This is a genomic window from Novosphingobium percolationis, assembly GCF_020179425.1.
GTDB lineage: Bacteria > Pseudomonadota > Alphaproteobacteria > Sphingomonadales > Sphingomonadaceae > Novosphingobium > Novosphingobium percolationis.
In genome coordinates this window covers 132,869-149,437 of sequence record NZ_JAILYM010000003.1, presented here as the reverse complement: position 1 = coordinate 149,437, position 16,569 = coordinate 132,869, and the positions used below count along the sequence as shown (strand labels likewise).

The window sequence follows — 16,569 nt, the reverse complement described above, 5'->3', positions numbered from 1 at the left end:
GCCCTAGCCGGACATCGGGACGGGGATCAACGGCCCGCAGCCCGACGACGCGTGTGCCGCCATCTCGGCCGCGCCGATCGCGCGCCGCGCCAGCAGTGCAAGGCTGGACGCGGCGAGCAGCGCTGATCCGGCAAGGACCGAGACGCAGACCTTGAGCCAGATGTTGGTCATCATCGGGCACCATCGGCGCGCGACGGCGAAGCCGGCGCAGCCCCCGCTTTCGACCGTTGCAGCGCTATCTTGAGTAAATCCACCGGTCGGTCCCCCAGACTACGACGTCGTGGCCGCCATGGCCGCCATGGCCGACATGGCGCTTGCGGAATGCACGTAGTGTTGGCCATCTCGGCCAATCTGGCACTCACCAATTTGGCTATACTGGTAGCGCGCCATGCAGCACCAAGCCACTGAAAATGCCTGACACAAAAGTGTAAATTACTATAAATAATGAATTTTTGATTTATACATGTTAATCCCCATAAATCACACGTCGTAAACCGAACGACTACCCCAATAGATTGTCGGATCATATCCGCCATCCATCGGTTGCATTGACTGAACGCACCGCGAGAACGAAGCAATGCTTTGTTATCGGGGGGTTAACTTAGCGATGGTTGAATCCGCACTCATGATCGCCGACGCCTTCGACGTGCTCGATCGCGACTATTCGGACGCACACTTGCCCAACTCTTACGCAGGGCCCGCGTCTCGCCCTCGCGGGGTGCTGTCGGACCTGGCGCTGTGGGCGCTCGAACACTACAGCGCGCGCCGGCGCCGCGAGCGTTTCCTGCCCAAGGACCTGTTCCGCGATCCGGCCTGGGACGTCCTGCTCGATCTCTACATCGCCGAAGCCGAGAACCGCTCGGTGCGCATCACCAGCGCCTGCCGCGTGGCCTCGCATTCCACGTCGACGGGGCTACGCTGGATCGCCAATCTCGAAGCACGGCACCTGGTCGAACGCACGCCCGATCTCAGCGACGGACGCGCCAGCTTTATCCGCCTGAGCGATCAGGGTTGGCAGCAGATGACGCGCTTCCTCGAGGATTCGATCGCAACCTGCCATGAATACGTGCGCGATCAGAACGGGCACTTGCGCGTGAAGAAGCTGGTACGCGACGGTCGTGCCTGAACCGACGCAGGGCCTCAAGGCCCGTCTGCGCGCGTGGCGTGAGGAAGGCGCAATCGAGGCGCTGTTCGTCACCGCGGTGATCTCCAGTTCGTTCGTCAACGCGGTGTCCGCGCTTTTGCGGTGAACGCGCCCGCAACAGCACTGCAACACGACTGCCATAGGCGGGCCGCAGGTCGCGCGCCCTGCGGCCCGTTCAACCCAGGCCGACCGCGTGACCATGCCCCAATCGATCGCCCCTTCTCCCGATGATGCCAATGCCCTGATCGCGCTGTTCCAGCGCGGACCGCTGGACGCCTTTCTCGCCCGCGCGCACGCCTATGGCGCAGCCTGGCCCGACAATGCCGAGGCGCAGGACTTGCTGGGCGCGCTCTATGCGGCGATCGGGCGCTTCGATCTAGCCGAACCCGCCCTGGCCCTGGCCGCGCGTGCGAAGCAGGACGATGCGCAGGCGCAGCTCGTCCACGGCGCGGCCCTGCAACAGCTGGAACGGCATGAATCGGCGCTGGACGCGCTGGCGCGGGCGGCGGCGGCCGCCCCTGCCGGATCGTCGCTGCGGCTCGAAGCCGATCATCTGACCGGCCTGTCGCTGCATGCGCTGGACCGCTTCGCGGAAGCGGCCGAGGTGCTGGAACGGGTCGTTGCAGCCGATCCGCAGAACGTGCGCGCCCGCAACAACCACGCCATCAGCCTGCAGGCGCTGGGCCGGGCCGATGAATCGGTCGACACGCTGCGCGCGGCGCTGGCATTCGAACCCGGTTATGTCGAGGCGCTGTCGAACCTGGCGACCGGCCTTGAAATGCGGGGCCAGATCGCCGAGGCGGAAGCCGCGCTGCGCCGGGCCGCCGCGCTTTCACCACAGGATGCGTCGCTACCCGAAAAGCTGGGCGGGCTCCTGTTGGAAGCCGGCGACCTCGACGCTGCCGAGGACGTGCTGGAGCAGGCGCTGGCGCTCGATTCCGGGCGGCTGGACGCGCTCAATTCGCTGGGCATGGTGCAGCACCGCAAGGGCAACCTCGGTCGCGCCGTGGCCTGCTACGAAGTGGCGCTGACGCAGGCGGAAGGCCGACCCGAGCTTCAGGCGACGCTCCACGCCAACCGTGCTTATGCGCTGATGGACGCAGAGGAACTGGAAGCGGCGATTGCCGGGCTTGAGGCATCGCTCGCGCTCGACGGCGAGAGCGACTTCAACCGCGCGCAGAAGATCAACCTGCAGATGCAGACCGGCGACTGGCGCGCGCTCGACGAATTTGCCGCCCATGCCGACCGGCTGGGGCTGGACAACGCCCCGGTCTCACCCGGCTCACTGCTGGCAATCGACGACGATCCCGCCCGCCAGCTGGCGCGCGCCAGGCTCTATGCGCGCAAGTGGCATGTGCGCACGGCGCCCCTGCCCACCCCCGCCCCGTCCACCGACAGGCGCATCCGCGTGGGCTACTTCTCCGCCGACTTCCACGACCATGCGACGATGCACCTTATGGCGGGCACGTTCCGCACCCACGACCGCAGCCGGTTCGAGATCACCGCCTATAGCTATGGCACCAGCCCCGGCGGCGCGGTGCGCGAGACGCTGGCAGGCCAGGTCGACCGGCTGGTCGACGTGGCGGGCATGGCCGATGCAGAAGTCGCCGAACTGGCGCGCGGCCATGGCCTCGACATCGCGGTCGACCTGAAGGGCTACACCCATCAGGCGCGCGGCGGCATCTTCGCGCAGCGCGCGGCGCCGGTGCAGTTGAGCTGGCTCGGCTATCCGGGCGCGAGCGGCGCGGCGTTCCTCGACTACCTCGTCGCCGACGCCCACGTCGTTCCGGCCGAGGAGCGCGCGCACTATGGCGAGCGGCTGATCGTGCTGCCGGGTTGCTACCAGCCCAACGACGACAAGCGCGCCATCGCCGCGCACGCGCCCACCCGCACCGAGCTGGGACTGCCCGACGGCGGCTTCGTGTTCTGCTGCTTCAACAACCTCTACAAGATCGGGCGGCGCGAGTTCGACATCTGGATGCGGCTGCTGGCGCAGGTGGACGGCAGCGTGCTGTGGCTGCTGCGCGCGAATCCCCTGGGCGAAACGAACCTGCGGCGCGAGGCGGGGCTGCGCGGGATTGCGCCCGAACGGCTGGTCTTTGCCGACTGGGCGGCGCCGGCCGACCACCTCGCGCGGCTGTCGCGAGCCGACCTGTTCCTCGATACGTTCGCCTACAACGCGCACACCACCGCCAGCGATGCGCTGTGGGCGGGCGTGCCGTTGGTCACGCGCCCCGGCCGCGCCTTTGCCGCGCGCGTGGCGGCAAGCCTGCTCCACGCTGTGGGCCTGCCCGAGACGATCGCGGCGGATGATGTGGCGTACGAAGCGCTGGCCCTGGAACTGGCACGCGACCGGGAGCGGCTGGCGGCGTTGCGGGCGAAGCTGGCGGCAAATCGCCACACGACGGCGCTGTTCGACACCGCAGGCCATACCGCCGCGCTCGAACGCGCCTATGCGGCGGTCCACGCCCGGCGGCTGGCAGGATCGCCACCGGACGACATCGTGATCGACTGACGGGGCTGCCAGCGCACCCCCGTCGTGGCATCAGGCGATCTTGCCCTGCTCTCCGTCAGGCGGTTTCACCCACGCGCCGTCAGGCGATTTCACCGTTGTCGATGACGATGTTGGTGCCGGTGATGTGGCGGCCATCCTCGCAGGCGAGGTAGAGCACCATGTTGGCGATATCGATCGGCTGGCCCATGCCGTGGTTCTGGATCTGATCGAGCCCCGCCGCGTCCTTGGGGAGTTGCGCCAGCGCCTGCGCGGTCATCGGCGTGACGATGCCGCCCGGCGCGATCGAGTTGCAGCGGATGCGGTAGCCCTGTTCGCGGCAATGGATCGCGATCGAGCGCGTCATGCCGATGATGCCCGCCTTCGCGCCGGCATAGGCAGGGATCGTGCTGATACCCTTCATGCCGCCGACCGAGGCCATGTTGATGATCGAGCCCGAACCGTCCTTGCTCATGTGCGGCAGCGCCGCGTGGCAGCCGAGGAACGTGCCGCCGAGCATCACGTCGACCTGCAGCTTGAAGTCGGCGTAGGACAGCGTCTCGACATTGCCGAATTTCACGAGGCCTGCGTTGTTTACCAGCGTATCGAGCCGGCCATAGGCCTTGAGCGTTTCTGCCACGACCTCGTTCCAGCGCGCTTCGTCGCTGACGTCGTGTTCAAGGAACAGCCCGCCCACTTCGGCGGCGACCGCCCGGCCCAGGTCACCCTGAAGGTCGGTGACGACCACCTTTGCGCCCTCGCGCGCGAGCACGCGCGCGTCTTCCGCACCTAGGCCCGATGCCGCGCCGGTGATCAGCGCGACCTTGCCATCCATCTTGCCCATCGAAAATCGTCCTTGCTGGTTTGGGGGATCACTTGTCCCAAGAGAGGGTGACGCGGCGCAGCGCCCCGACGATGCCCGGCACGGGCGACAGGTCGGCATCCTCGCCCAGCGCGAAATCGGGAATGCGCGCGAGCCATTCGCGCAGCGTGATCGCCACTTCCTTGCGCGCCAGTTCCTGCCCGGGGCACATGTGCGGCCCGCTGCCGAAGCCCGAATGGCGCGCGCGACGGCGGGTGAAGTCGATCGCCAGCGGATCGTCGTTCTGCGCCGGGTCTAGCCCGTGCAGCTGTGTGGGCGTGCAGATCATGTCGCCCGCCTTGAGCGAAACGCCATGGAACTCGGTATCGTGGCGCACCTCGCGCGAGATGGTGACGAGGCCGAAGCGGCGGAACAGTTCGTTGACGGCGGGCGTCAGCGCATCGCCCATGGCGATCAACTGCTGGCGCAAACCCTTGTCGGCCGCCAGTTCGGCCATGATGAAGCCGAGGATGTTGACCACGGTATCGACGCCCGCGATCAGCACTTGCGTACACAAACGCACGGCCTCGTCGCGGTCGAGCCTGCGCCCGTCCATGTCAGCGGTGATCATCTGGCTGAGCATGTCATCTGCCGGGTGAGCGCTGCGTTCGTCCACCACCGGGCCGAGGTAGTCGAAGAACGCCTGCTTGGCCTCCTCGAAGGTCATCGGCATGCCCGGGCGGGTCATGCACGCGGCCCAGTGGCGGATGGTGGGAGCATCGGCCTCGGGCAGATCGACCATGGCGAGGAACACGCGCACCGGGAAGATTTCCGAGTATTGCGTCGTGAAGTTGCAGTGCCCTTCGCCGATGAATCCTTCGATCAGGTCAACTGCGGTCGCGCGGATCGTCTGATCCAGCCCGCGCACGGTCGCCGGGTTCAACCGGGCGTTGAGCAGCGCGCGATAGGGACGGTGTTCGGGTGGGTCGATCGTGGTAGGGATCAGCCCGTGCTGTTCGCCCACCGATTTGGGCAGCACGATCACGCGCGAGGAGAAGCGATCCGGGTCGGTCTGGATCTGCTGGATCGCCTCTCCCGACAGGGCGATCCAGTGGCCTTCGTTGCGCGGGCTCCACACCACTGCCGGGCGGCCGGCCTGGACCTTCGCCCAGGCGCGGTGGAAGCCGAGGTTCTCGATCTCGGGCGGCAGGTAGACATCCACGTCGACGATGCGGTCGTGCGGCACGTTTGCGGGGATGCTGCCCGTCATATTTCTCTCCCGGTTGTCTTATTCAGAGACTGGCCCAGTGCTTATAGACCGGGTCGGTCGGACCGAAGCGGCCCCACGTGTCCAATGCCTCATAGAAGCCGTCGCGCTGCAACGAGGATTTGTGAGAGGTATTCCAATCGGTGACGAAAGTCCGGTTGCGGATCAGCCACTTGCCATCGCGCTTGACGTAGCGATCAAGATAGCGCCCGCCGGTCATCACGTCTTGCCCGTCCAGCACCATGTGGGCGAGCGCGTAATGTTCGCCCACGGCGTTGTCGCCGCTCACTTCGACCCATTCGTTGGCGACTGAATGGAAGCACATGTCGAGCTGGGTCTGCACGAACGCGCAGATCTTTTCGGCAAACTCCGCCCCGCTGCCGTTGATGACGCCGCTGATGACGACGGAGTCCTCGCTGAAGATCGAACGCAGCAGGGCTTCGTCGGCACGGTCCACCCCGCGCCCATAGGCCATGCACAAGTCGTGGATCTCGGCGCGGGCAAGCGCATCGTGAAGTGCGGTGTCGGAAGTGGTGGTCATGGCCGGTGTTCCCTTTGCGCAGGCGGCAATTTCGGCAGTGTAGAGCGAAAGCAGCGCGCGACCTGCATCGGCGGCGGTCTTGCCGCCTTGCGCGACGTAGTGGGCGAGATCGGCGCTGCCATCGCCGCGCGCAGCGGTGTTGGGGCGGTTGGTGTTGCCCTCGATCACGTAATGGCGGTGCGTCATGCGCCATTGCCCGTCGATGCGGGCGTGGGCATCGAGATAGCGGCCCAGCACCATGCGCTGGGTCTCGGCGTCCTCGACATGGGCGATGACGTAGGATTCGGAAACCGCCTTGTCGCCATCGACCTTGATCCAGCAGTTGCTGGTGCGGTGGGTGGTGGGCGGCGCGCTCTTCTGCGCATCGGCGAGGATGGCGACGAGCGTTGCCGCATCGCCCTTGAAGAAGCCGTAATCGACGGTCGCGTGCGCGTGATAGGCGCTGCCGAGCAGGGTGGCATCGGCGCGGTCGACGCCGCGACTGTGCACGCTCAGCACGTTGTGGATCTGCTGGCGGGCGACAAAGTCTTCGGGACTGATCATGAAGGCTCCCGTGAAAAAGTACCCCGGCCGTTCGGTGACGGCCGGGGTCAGGGAGGATAGGTTTAGAACTCGGCCTTGACCGAGCCGCCGAACATGCGCGGCTGGGCATAGTTGGTCAGACCCAGCGTGCCGGGGCTGTCGAACACCGAGTTGATGTACCGGCTGTCGAGCAGGTTGGTCGCCCAGATGCTGAAGGTGTAGCGATCGTCGAACTTCAGGTCGAAGTTGGCGTTGACGATGTGCTGCGGACGGATCGTGGCACGCGGGGTGTCGATGATCGAGGTCAGCAGCTTTTCGCCGGTGTAGTTGTAGGTGGCGCTGAACCGGCCATCGACGTTGCTGGCGACCGGGAAGTCGTAGGCCAGCGTGGTGCTGGCCGTCCACTTCGGGGCATTCTGCAGACGTTCGCCCTTGAGGTCGAGGGTCGACTTGTTGGGCAGCAGGAAGTTGAACTTCGAGTACTTCGCATCGAGGTACGCCAGCGCGCCGGTGAACGTCACGCCCTTGGCCGGAACGATCGTCAGTTCGCTTTCGAAGCCCTTGATGTGCGAGCCCGCCGCGTTGAGGATGGTGTTGCCCTGCACCAGATCCGCGCCGCTGCCCTTGAAGTAGATCTGGGCAAGCTGCATTCCGCGGTAATTGGTGTAGAAGCCCGCCAGGTTGAAGCGCACGTGACGATCGAACAACTCGGTCTTCACACCTGCTTCGAACGTATCGACCTTTTCCGGATTGTACGGTCCGAGGTCGTCCGTGATGCCGATGCGGCCGGTAAAGCCGCCGGACTTGAAGCCGCGCGCCCAATAGCCATAGAGCATGACATCGTCGGTGGCCTTGTAGTCGAAGCCCAGCTTCCAGCCGACGTTGTTCCAGCTCTTGGTGCCGCGGGGCGGCGCGACCATCGGGCTGGCGCCGAACGGCAGGGTGTTGGTGCCATCGAGGTTGGCAAAGCCCGGCTGGCCCGGATCTTCTGCACCTTCACCCAGCGCGGTCAGCCAGTCGATGGTGGCCGTGGCGAGACGCGTCTCGGTCGAGGCCAGCATGCTGGTCTTTTCATGCGTGTAACGGATACCGGCCTGAAGGCGCAGGCGATCGCTCACGTTGAAATAGCTCTGCGCGAAGGCCGAGATCGAGTGGTTGTCCTGATTCTGCAGGTTCTGCTGGAACAGGCCGGGCAGGCCGAGGACATAGGTGCCCGCCTCCTGGTTGTAGAACGCGCCGCCTGCGAAGTTGATGCGCAGGTTCTGGTAGTGATCATAGTGCGTCTTGAGGAAGAAGCCGCCCAGCGTCACGTTGCCGATATCACCGATCTTGACGTCAGTGCGCAGTTCCTGGCTGAACTGCCAGCCCTTGGTCTGGCGGCGGGTGTCGATCAGCGGAATCGGGGTGCCGTCCTGGTCGGTGTATTCGAACAGCTTGAAGTGCTTGTAGCCGGTGACCGAGACGAGGTCGCCGATCGCGGTGTTCGCCAGCTTCATTTCAAGGCTGGTGCGATAGGTGTCCATGTCCGACTGGTCGGGCAGGTCGCCGTTGATGCCGCCATCTTGCGCCGAGTAGTAGTGATCGGGCGCCTTGCAGACGCTGCCCGCCGGAAGGCAGGGCGAACTGTACATGCCAAGGAAGCCTTCGGGCACGAATTCGGCTTCGCCCGGAAGGTCGCCCGCGACGACGATCGGCGAGCCGTTGCGCGCGCGGTCGTATTCGCCGGTCAGCGTGGCGTCGAAATCACCCGCCGAATAGCGCAGCGCGCCGCGGAAGATGGTGACGTTGCGCTTGCCCATGTCCTTGCCGTTGACGACATTGGTGACATAGCCATCGCGCTTGTCGTGGTTGATGCCGAGGCGCAGCGCGAGGCCTTCGCCGAGCGGCGTGTTGACCACGCCGTTGATCGTGGCGTGGTTGTAGTTGCCGTAGCTGACGCCGATGGTGCCGCCGGTCTTGTCGAGATCGGGACGACGGTTGACCACGTTGACGACGCCGCCGGTGGTGTTCGCGCCGAACAGCGTGCCCTGCGGGCCGCGCAGCACTTCGATGCGCTCCACGTCAAACAGGTCCAGCAGCGCGCCCATCGAGAAGTACTGCGGCACCTGGTCGACGACGATGCCGACGGTGTTGCCTGCGTAAGGATCGGGCTCGATCACGCCGATGCCGCGAATGGTGAACACGGCGGTGTTCGGCGTGTTCGAGAAGGTGCCGATTTCCACGTTGGGAACTGCGCCCTGCAGGCCCTGAAGGTTTACCGCGTGGGTCGATTCCAGCGTTTCCGAGCCGATCGCGGCAACGGAAATCGGAACGTCCTGAAGGTTTTCGGCCTTTTTCTGCGCGGTGACGACGATTTCGGCAATGCCGCCGGTGTCTTCGGCCGCAGCTTCGGCCGCATAGGCGGGCGCCGCCATGGCGATGGCCGAAAGGCCGCAAAGGCAGGCGAACCTGGTGTGCAGTTTCATGATCTCACTCCCCCTCCCGACGGGCCGGTGCATCTTGGCCCGACATCTTCTGCCGGATAACAATCCGGTCAGACTGTTTCTCACGCAAAACGGTGTCCGCGCCTACTGGATGTTTGGTCAGGTGCGCGTGGGGTGTGGGAAAACAGGCACAAATCTGTCAGGAACGCGCGCATGGCACGAACCACGATGCAACAACGTATGCTCAGCGCGCTGATTCCGGCGGATCTCGCCGAAGATCCGCAACGCTGGCAGCAGCAGAAAAGCGCGCGCACCCGGCAGAAGCTGATCGAGGCAGGAATGACCTGCCTGCTCGAAGGCGGCTATGCAGGGCTGACCACGCACAAGGTCTCAGCCCTGACCGGCGTGTCGCGCGGGGCGATGCAGCACCACTTCCCCGCGCGCCTCGATCTGGTCGCCGCGGTGGTGGAGCACGTGTTCTTTACGCGGATGCGCCGCTTCCTCGATGATTACCTGGCGCACGCCGCCGGTGCTGACGAGGATTCGCTGGTCGAAATCGCTACCGCTGCGCACTGGCGCAGCGTTCAGACGCCGGAATATGCCGCCTACGTCGAACTGGCCGTGGCGGCGCGCACCGATGCGGACTTGCGCGAACACTTCGAACCAGCCGCCTGCCGCTTCGACCAGGTGTGGGTTTCCGAGATGATCGAAAGCTTTCCGCAGTGGCGCGACCAGTGGGAAACGATGAAGCTGGCCAATGACTTCGTGTTCTGCGCGCACATGGGCATGTCGCTGCACAACTCGGTGATCGGGCCTGAGCGAATCGAGCGCATCAACGCGCTGGTCTCGCAGGTGCTGCGCGAACTCTACCGGCGGTAGTTTGAAAATATCTCCCTATATTTCAATTGAATATCTGAAAAAGGCGGAAGCCCGGCCAAGTCGGCGCGCACATGGCCGGGCAGCGGATGCATCCGAAGCATGGCGGATGCCGCGCATAAATCCAGATTAACCGTTGTTGCCTACGATTTATATTGCATGGAGGACCAGCCTCGCGATCTGGCCCGTCGGCCCCGCTTTCCGGGCTGGACGGCGCTTGTGCGCGCATGTCTTGCGTAGTTCCCCGTGATCGGGCTTTCGCCGAATTTCACCATCGCCGACGGAATAACTCTTAGCCGCCCTCGTTGTGGGGGCGATAGTACTCCGGAACCGGGTCGCCGCGACAATATCGCGCCCGCGTTTCGGGTCGCACACCTTCGGAGACAAGCATGGCGACGATGAAAGGCACCAGCAGCGTTGATACGCTCAACGGCTCGATCGAAAACGACCTGATCTACGGCTACGCCAAGGCCGACACCCTGTACGGGCTCGACGGAAACGACATGCTCGATGGCGGGTCGGGCGCCGACACCATGATGGGTGGTACGGGCGACGACACCTACGTCGTCGACAACATCACCGACCTGGTGGTCGAAAACGCGGGCGAAGGGATCGACACGGTCAAGGCCAAGGTCAGCTTCACGCTGGCCGCCAACATCGAAAAGCTGATCCTGACGGGCACCGCCTCGATCGATGGCACCGGCAACGACCTTGCCAATTCGCTCACCGGCAATTCGGGCTCCAACACGCTGATGGGGCTGGGGGGCAACGACATCCTGAACGGCGGCTCTGGCGCGGACATGATGTACGGCGGCACCGGCAACGACACCTACTTCTTCGACACCCTGGGCGACAAGGTGATCGAAAACGCGGGCGAAGGCGTCGATACGGTCAAGGCCACCATCAGCTACGCGCTGGCCGCCAACGTCGAAAAGCTGGTGCTGGTCGGCACCGGCGCGATCGACGGCACGGGCAACGAACTTGCCAACACGGTGACCGGCAACGGCGCATCGAACATGCTGCGCGGCCTTGCCGGGTCGGACACGCTTTCGGGCGGCGCGGGCGACGACTATCTGATCGGCGGCACGGGCCACGACGTGATGACGGGCGGCGCGGGCAACGACAACTTCGTTTTCGCGACCGGCGATTTTTCCAGCCGCACGTCGACCAACGCCGACGAGATTGTCGACTTCACCAGCGGCGACAAAGTCGATGTCAGCCAGATCGACGCGCTCGCTTCGGCCAGCGGTTTCGGCATGGCGGGCGATCAGGCCTACCTGTTCATCGGCACCAACCAGTTCCACAACCACACCGGGCGGGAACTGCGCTACGAAGTGTCGGGCGGCAATACCTACGTCTATGGCAACAGCGACGGCGACACGACCGCGGACTGGTGCATCAAGATCGACGGGGCGCACACCCTGACGTCCACCGACTTCGTCTTGTGAAGGAGCGAGCGCGCATGGCCCTTGCCCCCGTTCGCCGCCGCGCCGCCCTGGTCGCACTGGCTGCCCTGGCGCTCGCGCCTGTGGCGGCCAGCGCGCAAGCCGCGCTGATCGACCTTGCGCGCTATCGCGGCAAGGTGGTCTATGTCGATTTCTGGGCCTCGTGGTGCGGGCCGTGCAAGCTCTCGTTCCCCTGGATGCAGGGCCTTGCCGCGCGCTACCCCAACGATGTCGCGGTGGTGACGGTCAACCTCGACCGGCAGAAGCCGCAGGCCGATGCCTTCCTGCGGCAGGTCCATTCGACCCTTCCGGTAGTATTCGATGCGCAAGGCGCTTCGGCCAAGGCGTGGAAGGTGGCCGACATGCCAACCTCGCTCGTGTTCGACCGCAAGGGCCAGATGCGCTTCCGCCATCAGGGCTTCTTCCCCGGCAAGACCGGCGAATACGACGCCCACATCGCCAGCCTCGTGCGCGAAAAGTAACCGCTGCGGCGGAGGGGGAACATCATGTTGAACTGCAATCGCCGCCGGATCGCTCTGCTGGCGCTCACCGCGAGTACGCTCGCCCTGTCGGCTTGCGCACATCAGGGCGCCAAGCTCGGCGCCGCCCCGTGGGAGCGCGACGTTCTCGCGCGCAAGTCGATGCAGCTGGCCAAGGAGCCGGCCCTGCTCGCCTTCGATGACCACACCTATTTCAGCAAGGAAGCGGCCTCGGGCGGGCGCAGCTTCGATGGCGGAGGCTGCGGATGCAACTGAAGTCCGGCAGCATTGCCGCAACGCTCGGCGCGCTGGCCGCCGGGCTGCTTTCCACGCCTGCCACCGCGCAGCAGCAGGATGCCGCGCAGGCGCCCGCGCCCGCTGGCAACGCCTATGACCAGACCGCCAGCGAAGTCGACAGCCTCGTCTCCGACAGCGCGGTGCTGTTCTATCAGGAAGACGCAGGCCGCGTCCGCGCGATCGAGGCCGAGACCGGCCTTGTCTGGAACGGCGCCAACGGCCTGTCGATCGCGGGGCGTTTCACCTACGACAGCCTGACCGGCGCGACCCCCAACGGCGCGACGCGGGCGAACCGACCGCGGGAGTTTATCGGCCCCGCACAGCCGCGCCGCGAGGGCGAGCGCGATTCCAGCACCGGCGCATCGGGCGCCTATTCCGCGCCTGCGGGCACGCTGCCGGTCGATCCCAACTTCAAGGACGAGCGCAAGGCGGTGGACCTGGGCGTCACCCTGCCCCCGCTCGCCGGGTTCAAGCTGAGCCTCGGCGGCAACGGCTCGTGGGAAGGCGACTACACCTCGTGGTCGTGGCGCGTGGGGCTGGCCAAGGAACTGTTCGACAAGAACACCACGCTGTCGGTGGGCTACAACTACGAACACGATGAATCCAAGCCCATCACCGGCATTCCCATGCCGCTGGGCAGCATGGGCGACCGGCCCATCGGCAAGCAGCGGATCAAGCGCGTCGACAGCTTCGTGGCAGGCATCACGCAAGTGCTGACGCCCAACTGGCTCGTCCAGCTCAACTGGAGCACGGGCAACAGCCGCGGCTATCACACCGATCCGTACAAGCTGGTCACGCTGACCGACAGCGCCAGCGGCGATCCGTTCTTCTACATCTACGAAAGCCGCCCGCGCCGCCGCATCCGCAACAGCGTGTTCCTGTCGAGCAAGCTCGCGCTCGGCTCTTACGTGACCGACGCTTCGGCGCGCTGGTATCACGATAGCTGGGGCATCACCGCGTGGACCTTCGGCCTGTCCGAACACGTGCCGGTGGGCGGCAAGGCCTATGTCGAGCCGCTGGTGCGCTATTACCATCAGGGCAAGGCGGACTTCTTCCGCAACTACCTGCTGCTGGACGAGCCGACGCCCACGTACGTCAGCGCCGACAGCCGGCTGGGCGCGTTCCACGCGTGGACCTTCGGCGTAAAGGGCGGCGTCCACCTCAACGACCGGATCGAGCTGTACGGCTCGGTCCAGCGTTACGTGCAGAACGGCCAGCGCTTCTACGCCAATGCGCCGGGCAACATGGCCAAGGTCGATCTCTTCGCCGGATCGCGTTCGATCAGCGTCGTCGCTGGCCTGCGCTTCAAGCTGCGTTGAGCCGGAGACCATGGCGATGACCGTCCATCACCACCGCTTTTCCGCCATGGCCAGCCCGTGCGAGGTGCAGATCGAGTGCGACGACAGCGCGCTCGCGGTGCGCCTCGCCCGCGCAGCCGAGGCCGAGGCGAAGCGGATCGAGGCGAAGTTCACCCGCTACAAGGACACGGGGATCGTCTGGCAGATCAACAATGCCGGTGGCGCGCCCGTCACGCTCGATGCCGAAACGGCGGGGCTGATCGACTATGCGGCGCAACTGCACAGCCTCAGCGAAGGCCGGTTCGACGTGACTTCGGGCGTCCTGCGCCGCGCGTGGAAGTTCGATGGCTCGGCCAACGTGCCCGCCTGCGAACAGGTCGCCGCGCTGCTGCCGCTGGTCGGCTGGGACAAGGTACGCTGGGACAGCCCGGTGCTGACGCTGCCGGTGGGCATGGAAATCGACCTCGGCGGCATCTGCAAGGAATATGCGGTCGACCGCGCGGCGCAGGTCATCCTTGACCAGGCCAAAGTCCCCGCGCTGATCAACTTCGGCGGCGATCTGCGTACCACCGCGCCCAAGTCGACCGGCCGCTGGAAGGTGGCGATCGAATCCGTCGATCCGGCCCGGACCGCGGGCGGGATGCTCGAATTCGCCGCGTCGGGCCTTGCCACCAGCGGCGATGCGCGCCGCTTCCTGCTGAAGGACGGCAAGCGCTTCAGCCACATTCTCGATCCGCGCAGCGGCTGGCCGGTGGACGATCCGCCGCGCTCGGTCACGGTCGCGTCCTCCACCTGTCTTCAGGCCGGCACGCTGGCGACGCTCGCCATGCTGCAGGGCGCGGGCGCGGAAGCCTTTCTCGAAAACGAAGGAGTGCAGTCATGGATCGCGCGTTGATCGCCGCCTTGCGCACGTTCGCCTGCCTCGTCCTCGCGCTGTTCGCGCTGCCCGCGCTCGCCGCCTCGTCGGCGCAGCGCGACCACTACGCCGTGCGCCTCGTCGCCGAACAGACGAGCCTTGCCGCAAACGGCGGACGCCTCTCGCTCGCCTTCCGCATCGAACCCAAGGCCGGGTGGCACATCTATTGGTCCAACCCCGGCGACACCGGCTACGCGCCCGCCACCGACTGGACCGTGGCCAGCGGATTTCGCGCAGGACCGTTGCAGCATCCCGCACCGACGCGCCTCGTGCTGCAGGGCCTCGTCAGCTACGTCCACGAAGGCCCGGTCACGCTGCTGCAGGATATCGCGACGCCCGCGCTCGGCGCGGAAGGCGGGCCGCAGCGGCTTGCCGTCCATCTCGACCTGCTGATCTGCTCCGAAGGGTCGTGCGTGCCCGATCCGGTCGATCTCGATCTCACGCTGCCGGTCGGAACCGGCATGAAGGACCCCGCAGCCGCATCCCTGTTCGCCGCCGCGCGCGCCGCGCTGCCGCAGACCCTTCCCGGCGCGAGCCAGTTCGTGGCCGCCGGCAACACGCTGGTCCTGCGCCTGCCCGACCTTCGCCCCGGCCTCGATCCGGCAGCCAAGCCGATGTTGTTCCTTGACCAGCCCGGCCTTGCCGCCACGCAGGCCGCGCCACTGGCCAAGGCGGGCGACGGTTTCGTCGACCTGACGCTGTCCGTGCAGCAGGCGCCCGGCACCACGCTGTCCGGCGTGGTCGTCGCCAATGGCCAGGCGCAGGCCTTTGCCGCGCACCGAGTGGCTGCCCTTCCCGCCAGCCCGCACAAGTCGGGCTTCGACACCACCTTCCTGATCGCTTTCGGCACCGCCGTGCTGGGCGGGCTGATCCTCAACCTGATGCCCTGCGTGTTCCCGATCCTCAGCCTCAAGGCGATGGCGCTCGCCCGCTACAACAGCGGTGAAAGCCACGCCCGGCGCGAGGCGCTGGGGTACGCGCTTGGCGTGATCGGCACCGTCGTCGCGCTGGGCGCGGTGCTGGTGGCCCTGCGCGAAGGCGGCAGCAGTGCAGGCTGGGCGTTCCAGTTGCAGAACCCGCTGGTGGTGGGCGCGCTGTTCCTGCTCGTCACCGCGATCGCCTTCAATCTTGCGGGCCTGTTCGAACTGCCCTCGATCAGCGTTTCGCGCTCGGGCGATACCAGCGGCTTTGCCGGCTCGGTCGGCACCGGCGCGCTCGCCGCCTTCGTCGCCACGCCCTGCACCGGGCCGTTCATGGCAGGCGCGCTAGGGGCCGCGATGGTCATGCCGGTGCTGCCCGCGCTCGGCGTCATGGCGGGCCTTGGCTTTGGCATCGCGCTGCCCTTCCTCGTGCTGGGCTTCGTGCCTGCCACGCGCCGCTGGATCCCGCGCCCCGGCGCGTGGATGGACAAGCTTCGCCGCGCGCTCAGCCTGCCGATGTTCGCCACCGCACTGGGCCTTGCCTGGATCGTCGGACGGCAAAGCGGCGTTACCGGCATGACCGCCGCGCTCGCCGCCGCCACCGTCCTCGCTCTCGGCCTGTGGTGGTACGGCGCGCGCCGCGCCGCCGGGCGCAGTGGCCACGTGTTCTGGCCCGCCGCGCTTGCTGCCGTGGCCATTCTCGGCGTGGGTGTGCGGCCCGAGGAAGTGCGCGCAGGCGCTGCCGTGGCCGAAGCCGACGCGCTGCACAGCCAGCCCTTCAGCGCCGAACGGCTCGCGCAGCTTTCCGCACAGCGCAAGCCGGTGTTCCTCTACCTCACCGCCGACTGGTGCCTGTCGTGCAAGGTCAACGAGGCCACCACCCTCACCAGTCCGCGCGTTGCCGCTGCTTTCGCGCAGGCAGGTGTCACCGTGCTGCGCGGCGACTGGACACGGCAGGACCCGGCGATCGGCCGCTTCCTCGCGCAGCAGGGCCGCGCGGGCGTGCCCTTGTATCTCTACGTAGATGCCACGGGGGCGACGCGCGAACTGCCGCAGGTGCTTTCGCCCGACATGCTGCTCTCGCTGGTCCATCCAAGCTAGCGCAATCCCTGCTTGCGCCGCGCCTCGGTTCGTCGCACTTCCCTGAA

General features: G+C 66.3%; 15 protein-coding genes. 10 read left to right on the top strand and 5 right to left on the bottom strand.

Annotation, left to right across the window (positions count from 1 at the left end; translation table 11 throughout):
- Positions 1 to 3 precede the first annotated feature (3 nt).
- Complete coding sequence (locus tag K3A84_RS09110; protein WP_225009030.1) at positions 4 to 174, bottom strand: hypothetical protein; 171 nt, start codon at positions 172 to 174, stop codon at positions 4 to 6.
- 433 nt (positions 175 to 607) lie between these two features.
- Between K3A84_RS09110 and K3A84_RS09105 the strand changes: the two genes are divergently transcribed.
- The 3 genes from K3A84_RS09105 (at position 608) to K3A84_RS09100 (ending at position 3,659) form a co-directional block, all read left to right on the top strand.
- The gene (locus tag K3A84_RS09105; RefSeq protein ID WP_225009029.1) at positions 608 to 1,126 is read left to right on the top strand and encodes a helix-turn-helix domain-containing protein; all 519 of its coding nucleotides are present in this window, start codon (positions 608 to 610) and stop codon (positions 1,124 to 1,126) included.
- A complete protein-coding gene (locus K3A84_RS20365) occupies positions 1,119 to 1,250 on the top strand; it encodes a hypothetical protein (protein WP_263626224.1) in 132 nt (43 codons plus the stop codon). Before K3A84_RS09105 ends, K3A84_RS20365 begins: the two co-directional genes overlap by 8 nt.
- 93 nt (positions 1,251 to 1,343) lie before the next feature.
- The gene (locus K3A84_RS09100; protein WP_225009423.1) at positions 1,344 to 3,659 is read left to right on the top strand and encodes an O-linked N-acetylglucosamine transferase, SPINDLY family protein; all 2,316 of its coding nucleotides are present in this window, start codon (positions 1,344 to 1,346) and stop codon (positions 3,657 to 3,659) included.
- Positions 3,660 to 3,738: 79 nt separating this feature from the next.
- Here K3A84_RS09100 and K3A84_RS09095 read toward each other — a convergent pair whose 3' ends face one another.
- From K3A84_RS09095 to K3A84_RS09080, 4 genes are all read right to left on the bottom strand, one after another.
- Positions 3,739 to 4,479, bottom strand: a complete 741-nt coding sequence (locus K3A84_RS09095; RefSeq protein ID WP_225009028.1) for an SDR family oxidoreductase — start codon at positions 4,477 to 4,479, stop codon at positions 3,739 to 3,741.
- A gap of 28 nt (positions 4,480 to 4,507) precedes the next feature.
- The gene (locus K3A84_RS09090) at positions 4,508 to 5,707 is read right to left on the bottom strand and encodes a cytochrome P450 (protein WP_225009027.1); all 1,200 of its coding nucleotides are present in this window, start codon (positions 5,705 to 5,707) and stop codon (positions 4,508 to 4,510) included.
- Positions 5,708 to 5,729: 22 nt separating this feature from the next.
- The gene (locus K3A84_RS09085; protein WP_225009026.1) at positions 5,730 to 6,788 is read right to left on the bottom strand and encodes a nuclear transport factor 2 family protein; all 1,059 of its coding nucleotides are present in this window, start codon (positions 6,786 to 6,788) and stop codon (positions 5,730 to 5,732) included.
- Between the two features lie 62 nt (positions 6,789 to 6,850).
- Positions 6,851 to 9,232, bottom strand: coding sequence for a TonB-dependent receptor (locus K3A84_RS09080; RefSeq protein ID WP_225009025.1), 2,382 nt, complete (start codon positions 9,230 to 9,232; stop codon positions 6,851 to 6,853).
- Between the two features lie 171 nt (positions 9,233 to 9,403).
- Between K3A84_RS09080 and K3A84_RS09075 the strand changes: the two genes are divergently transcribed.
- The 7 genes from K3A84_RS09075 to K3A84_RS09045 all read left to right on the top strand — a co-directional run bounded on the left by K3A84_RS09075 (position 9,404) and on the right by K3A84_RS09045 (position 16,522).
- Positions 9,404 to 10,069 carry a TetR/AcrR family transcriptional regulator gene (locus K3A84_RS09075; protein WP_225009024.1) on the top strand — a complete coding sequence of 222 codons (666 nt, stop codon included), beginning with the start codon at positions 9,404 to 9,406 and terminating at the stop codon, positions 10,067 to 10,069.
- Between the two features lie 386 nt (positions 10,070 to 10,455).
- Entirely contained in the window at positions 10,456 to 11,514 is a 1,059-nt protein-coding gene (locus K3A84_RS09070) for a calcium-binding protein (protein ID WP_225009023.1), read from the top strand.
- A 14-nt stretch (positions 11,515 to 11,528) separates the two neighbouring features.
- Positions 11,529 to 11,993 (top strand): TlpA disulfide reductase family protein, encoded by a 465-nt coding sequence (locus K3A84_RS09065; protein ID WP_225009022.1) that lies wholly within the window; start codon positions 11,529 to 11,531, stop codon positions 11,991 to 11,993.
- Between the two features lie 24 nt (positions 11,994 to 12,017).
- Positions 12,018 to 12,266: a DUF4266 domain-containing protein gene (locus K3A84_RS09060; RefSeq protein WP_225009021.1), complete on the top strand. Its 249-nt coding sequence runs from the start codon at positions 12,018 to 12,020 to the stop codon at positions 12,264 to 12,266.
- On the top strand, positions 12,257 to 13,606 hold the full coding sequence (locus K3A84_RS09055; protein WP_225009020.1) for a DUF3570 domain-containing protein: 1,350 nt from the start codon (positions 12,257 to 12,259) through the stop codon (positions 13,604 to 13,606). The genes K3A84_RS09060 and K3A84_RS09055 overlap by 10 nt, the downstream gene beginning before the upstream one ends.
- A 10-nt stretch (positions 13,607 to 13,616) precedes the next feature.
- Positions 13,617 to 14,480 (top strand): FAD:protein FMN transferase, encoded by an 864-nt coding sequence (locus K3A84_RS09050; protein ID WP_225009019.1) that lies wholly within the window; start codon positions 13,617 to 13,619, stop codon positions 14,478 to 14,480.
- Positions 14,465 to 16,522 (top strand): protein-disulfide reductase DsbD family protein, encoded by a 2,058-nt coding sequence (locus K3A84_RS09045; RefSeq protein ID WP_225009018.1) that lies wholly within the window; start codon positions 14,465 to 14,467, stop codon positions 16,520 to 16,522. The genes K3A84_RS09050 and K3A84_RS09045 overlap by 16 nt, the downstream gene beginning before the upstream one ends.
- The last annotated feature ends 47 nt before the right edge of the window (positions 16,523 to 16,569 follow it).

What these genes read in the sequence shown, in the direction of transcription:
- K3A84_RS09070 (WP_225009023.1), top strand. Translation starts at nt 10,456, where the DNA reads ATGGCGACGATGAAAGGCACCAGCAGCGTTGATACGCTCAACGGCTCG.
- K3A84_RS09090 (WP_225009027.1), bottom strand. Translation starts at nt 5,707, where the DNA reads ATGACGGGCAGCATCCCCGCAAACGTGCCGCACGACCGCATCGTCGAC.
- K3A84_RS09110 (WP_225009030.1), bottom strand. Translation starts at nt 174, where the DNA reads ATGATGACCAACATCTGGCTCAAGGTCTGCGTCTCGGTCCTTGCCGGA.
- K3A84_RS09080 (WP_225009025.1), bottom strand. Translation starts at nt 9,232, where the DNA reads ATGAAACTGCACACCAGGTTCGCCTGCCTTTGCGGCCTTTCGGCCATC.
- K3A84_RS09045 (WP_225009018.1), top strand. Translation starts at nt 14,465, where the DNA reads ATGGATCGCGCGTTGATCGCCGCCTTGCGCACGTTCGCCTGCCTCGTC.
- K3A84_RS09105 (WP_225009029.1), top strand. Translation starts at nt 608, where the DNA reads ATGGTTGAATCCGCACTCATGATCGCCGACGCCTTCGACGTGCTCGAT.
- K3A84_RS09065 (WP_225009022.1), top strand. Translation starts at nt 11,529, where the DNA reads ATGGCCCTTGCCCCCGTTCGCCGCCGCGCCGCCCTGGTCGCACTGGCT.
- K3A84_RS09055 (WP_225009020.1), top strand. Translation starts at nt 12,257, where the DNA reads ATGCAACTGAAGTCCGGCAGCATTGCCGCAACGCTCGGCGCGCTGGCC.
- K3A84_RS09095 (WP_225009028.1), bottom strand. Translation starts at nt 4,479, where the DNA reads ATGGGCAAGATGGATGGCAAGGTCGCGCTGATCACCGGCGCGGCATCG.
- K3A84_RS09050 (WP_225009019.1), top strand. Translation starts at nt 13,617, where the DNA reads ATGGCGATGACCGTCCATCACCACCGCTTTTCCGCCATGGCCAGCCCG.
- K3A84_RS09085 (WP_225009026.1), bottom strand. Translation starts at nt 6,788, where the DNA reads ATGATCAGTCCCGAAGACTTTGTCGCCCGCCAGCAGATCCACAACGTG.
- K3A84_RS09100 (WP_225009423.1), top strand. Translation starts at nt 1,344, where the DNA reads ATGCCCCAATCGATCGCCCCTTCTCCCGATGATGCCAATGCCCTGATC.
- K3A84_RS09060 (WP_225009021.1), top strand. Translation starts at nt 12,018, where the DNA reads ATGTTGAACTGCAATCGCCGCCGGATCGCTCTGCTGGCGCTCACCGCG.
- K3A84_RS09075 (WP_225009024.1), top strand. Translation starts at nt 9,404, where the DNA reads ATGGCACGAACCACGATGCAACAACGTATGCTCAGCGCGCTGATTCCG.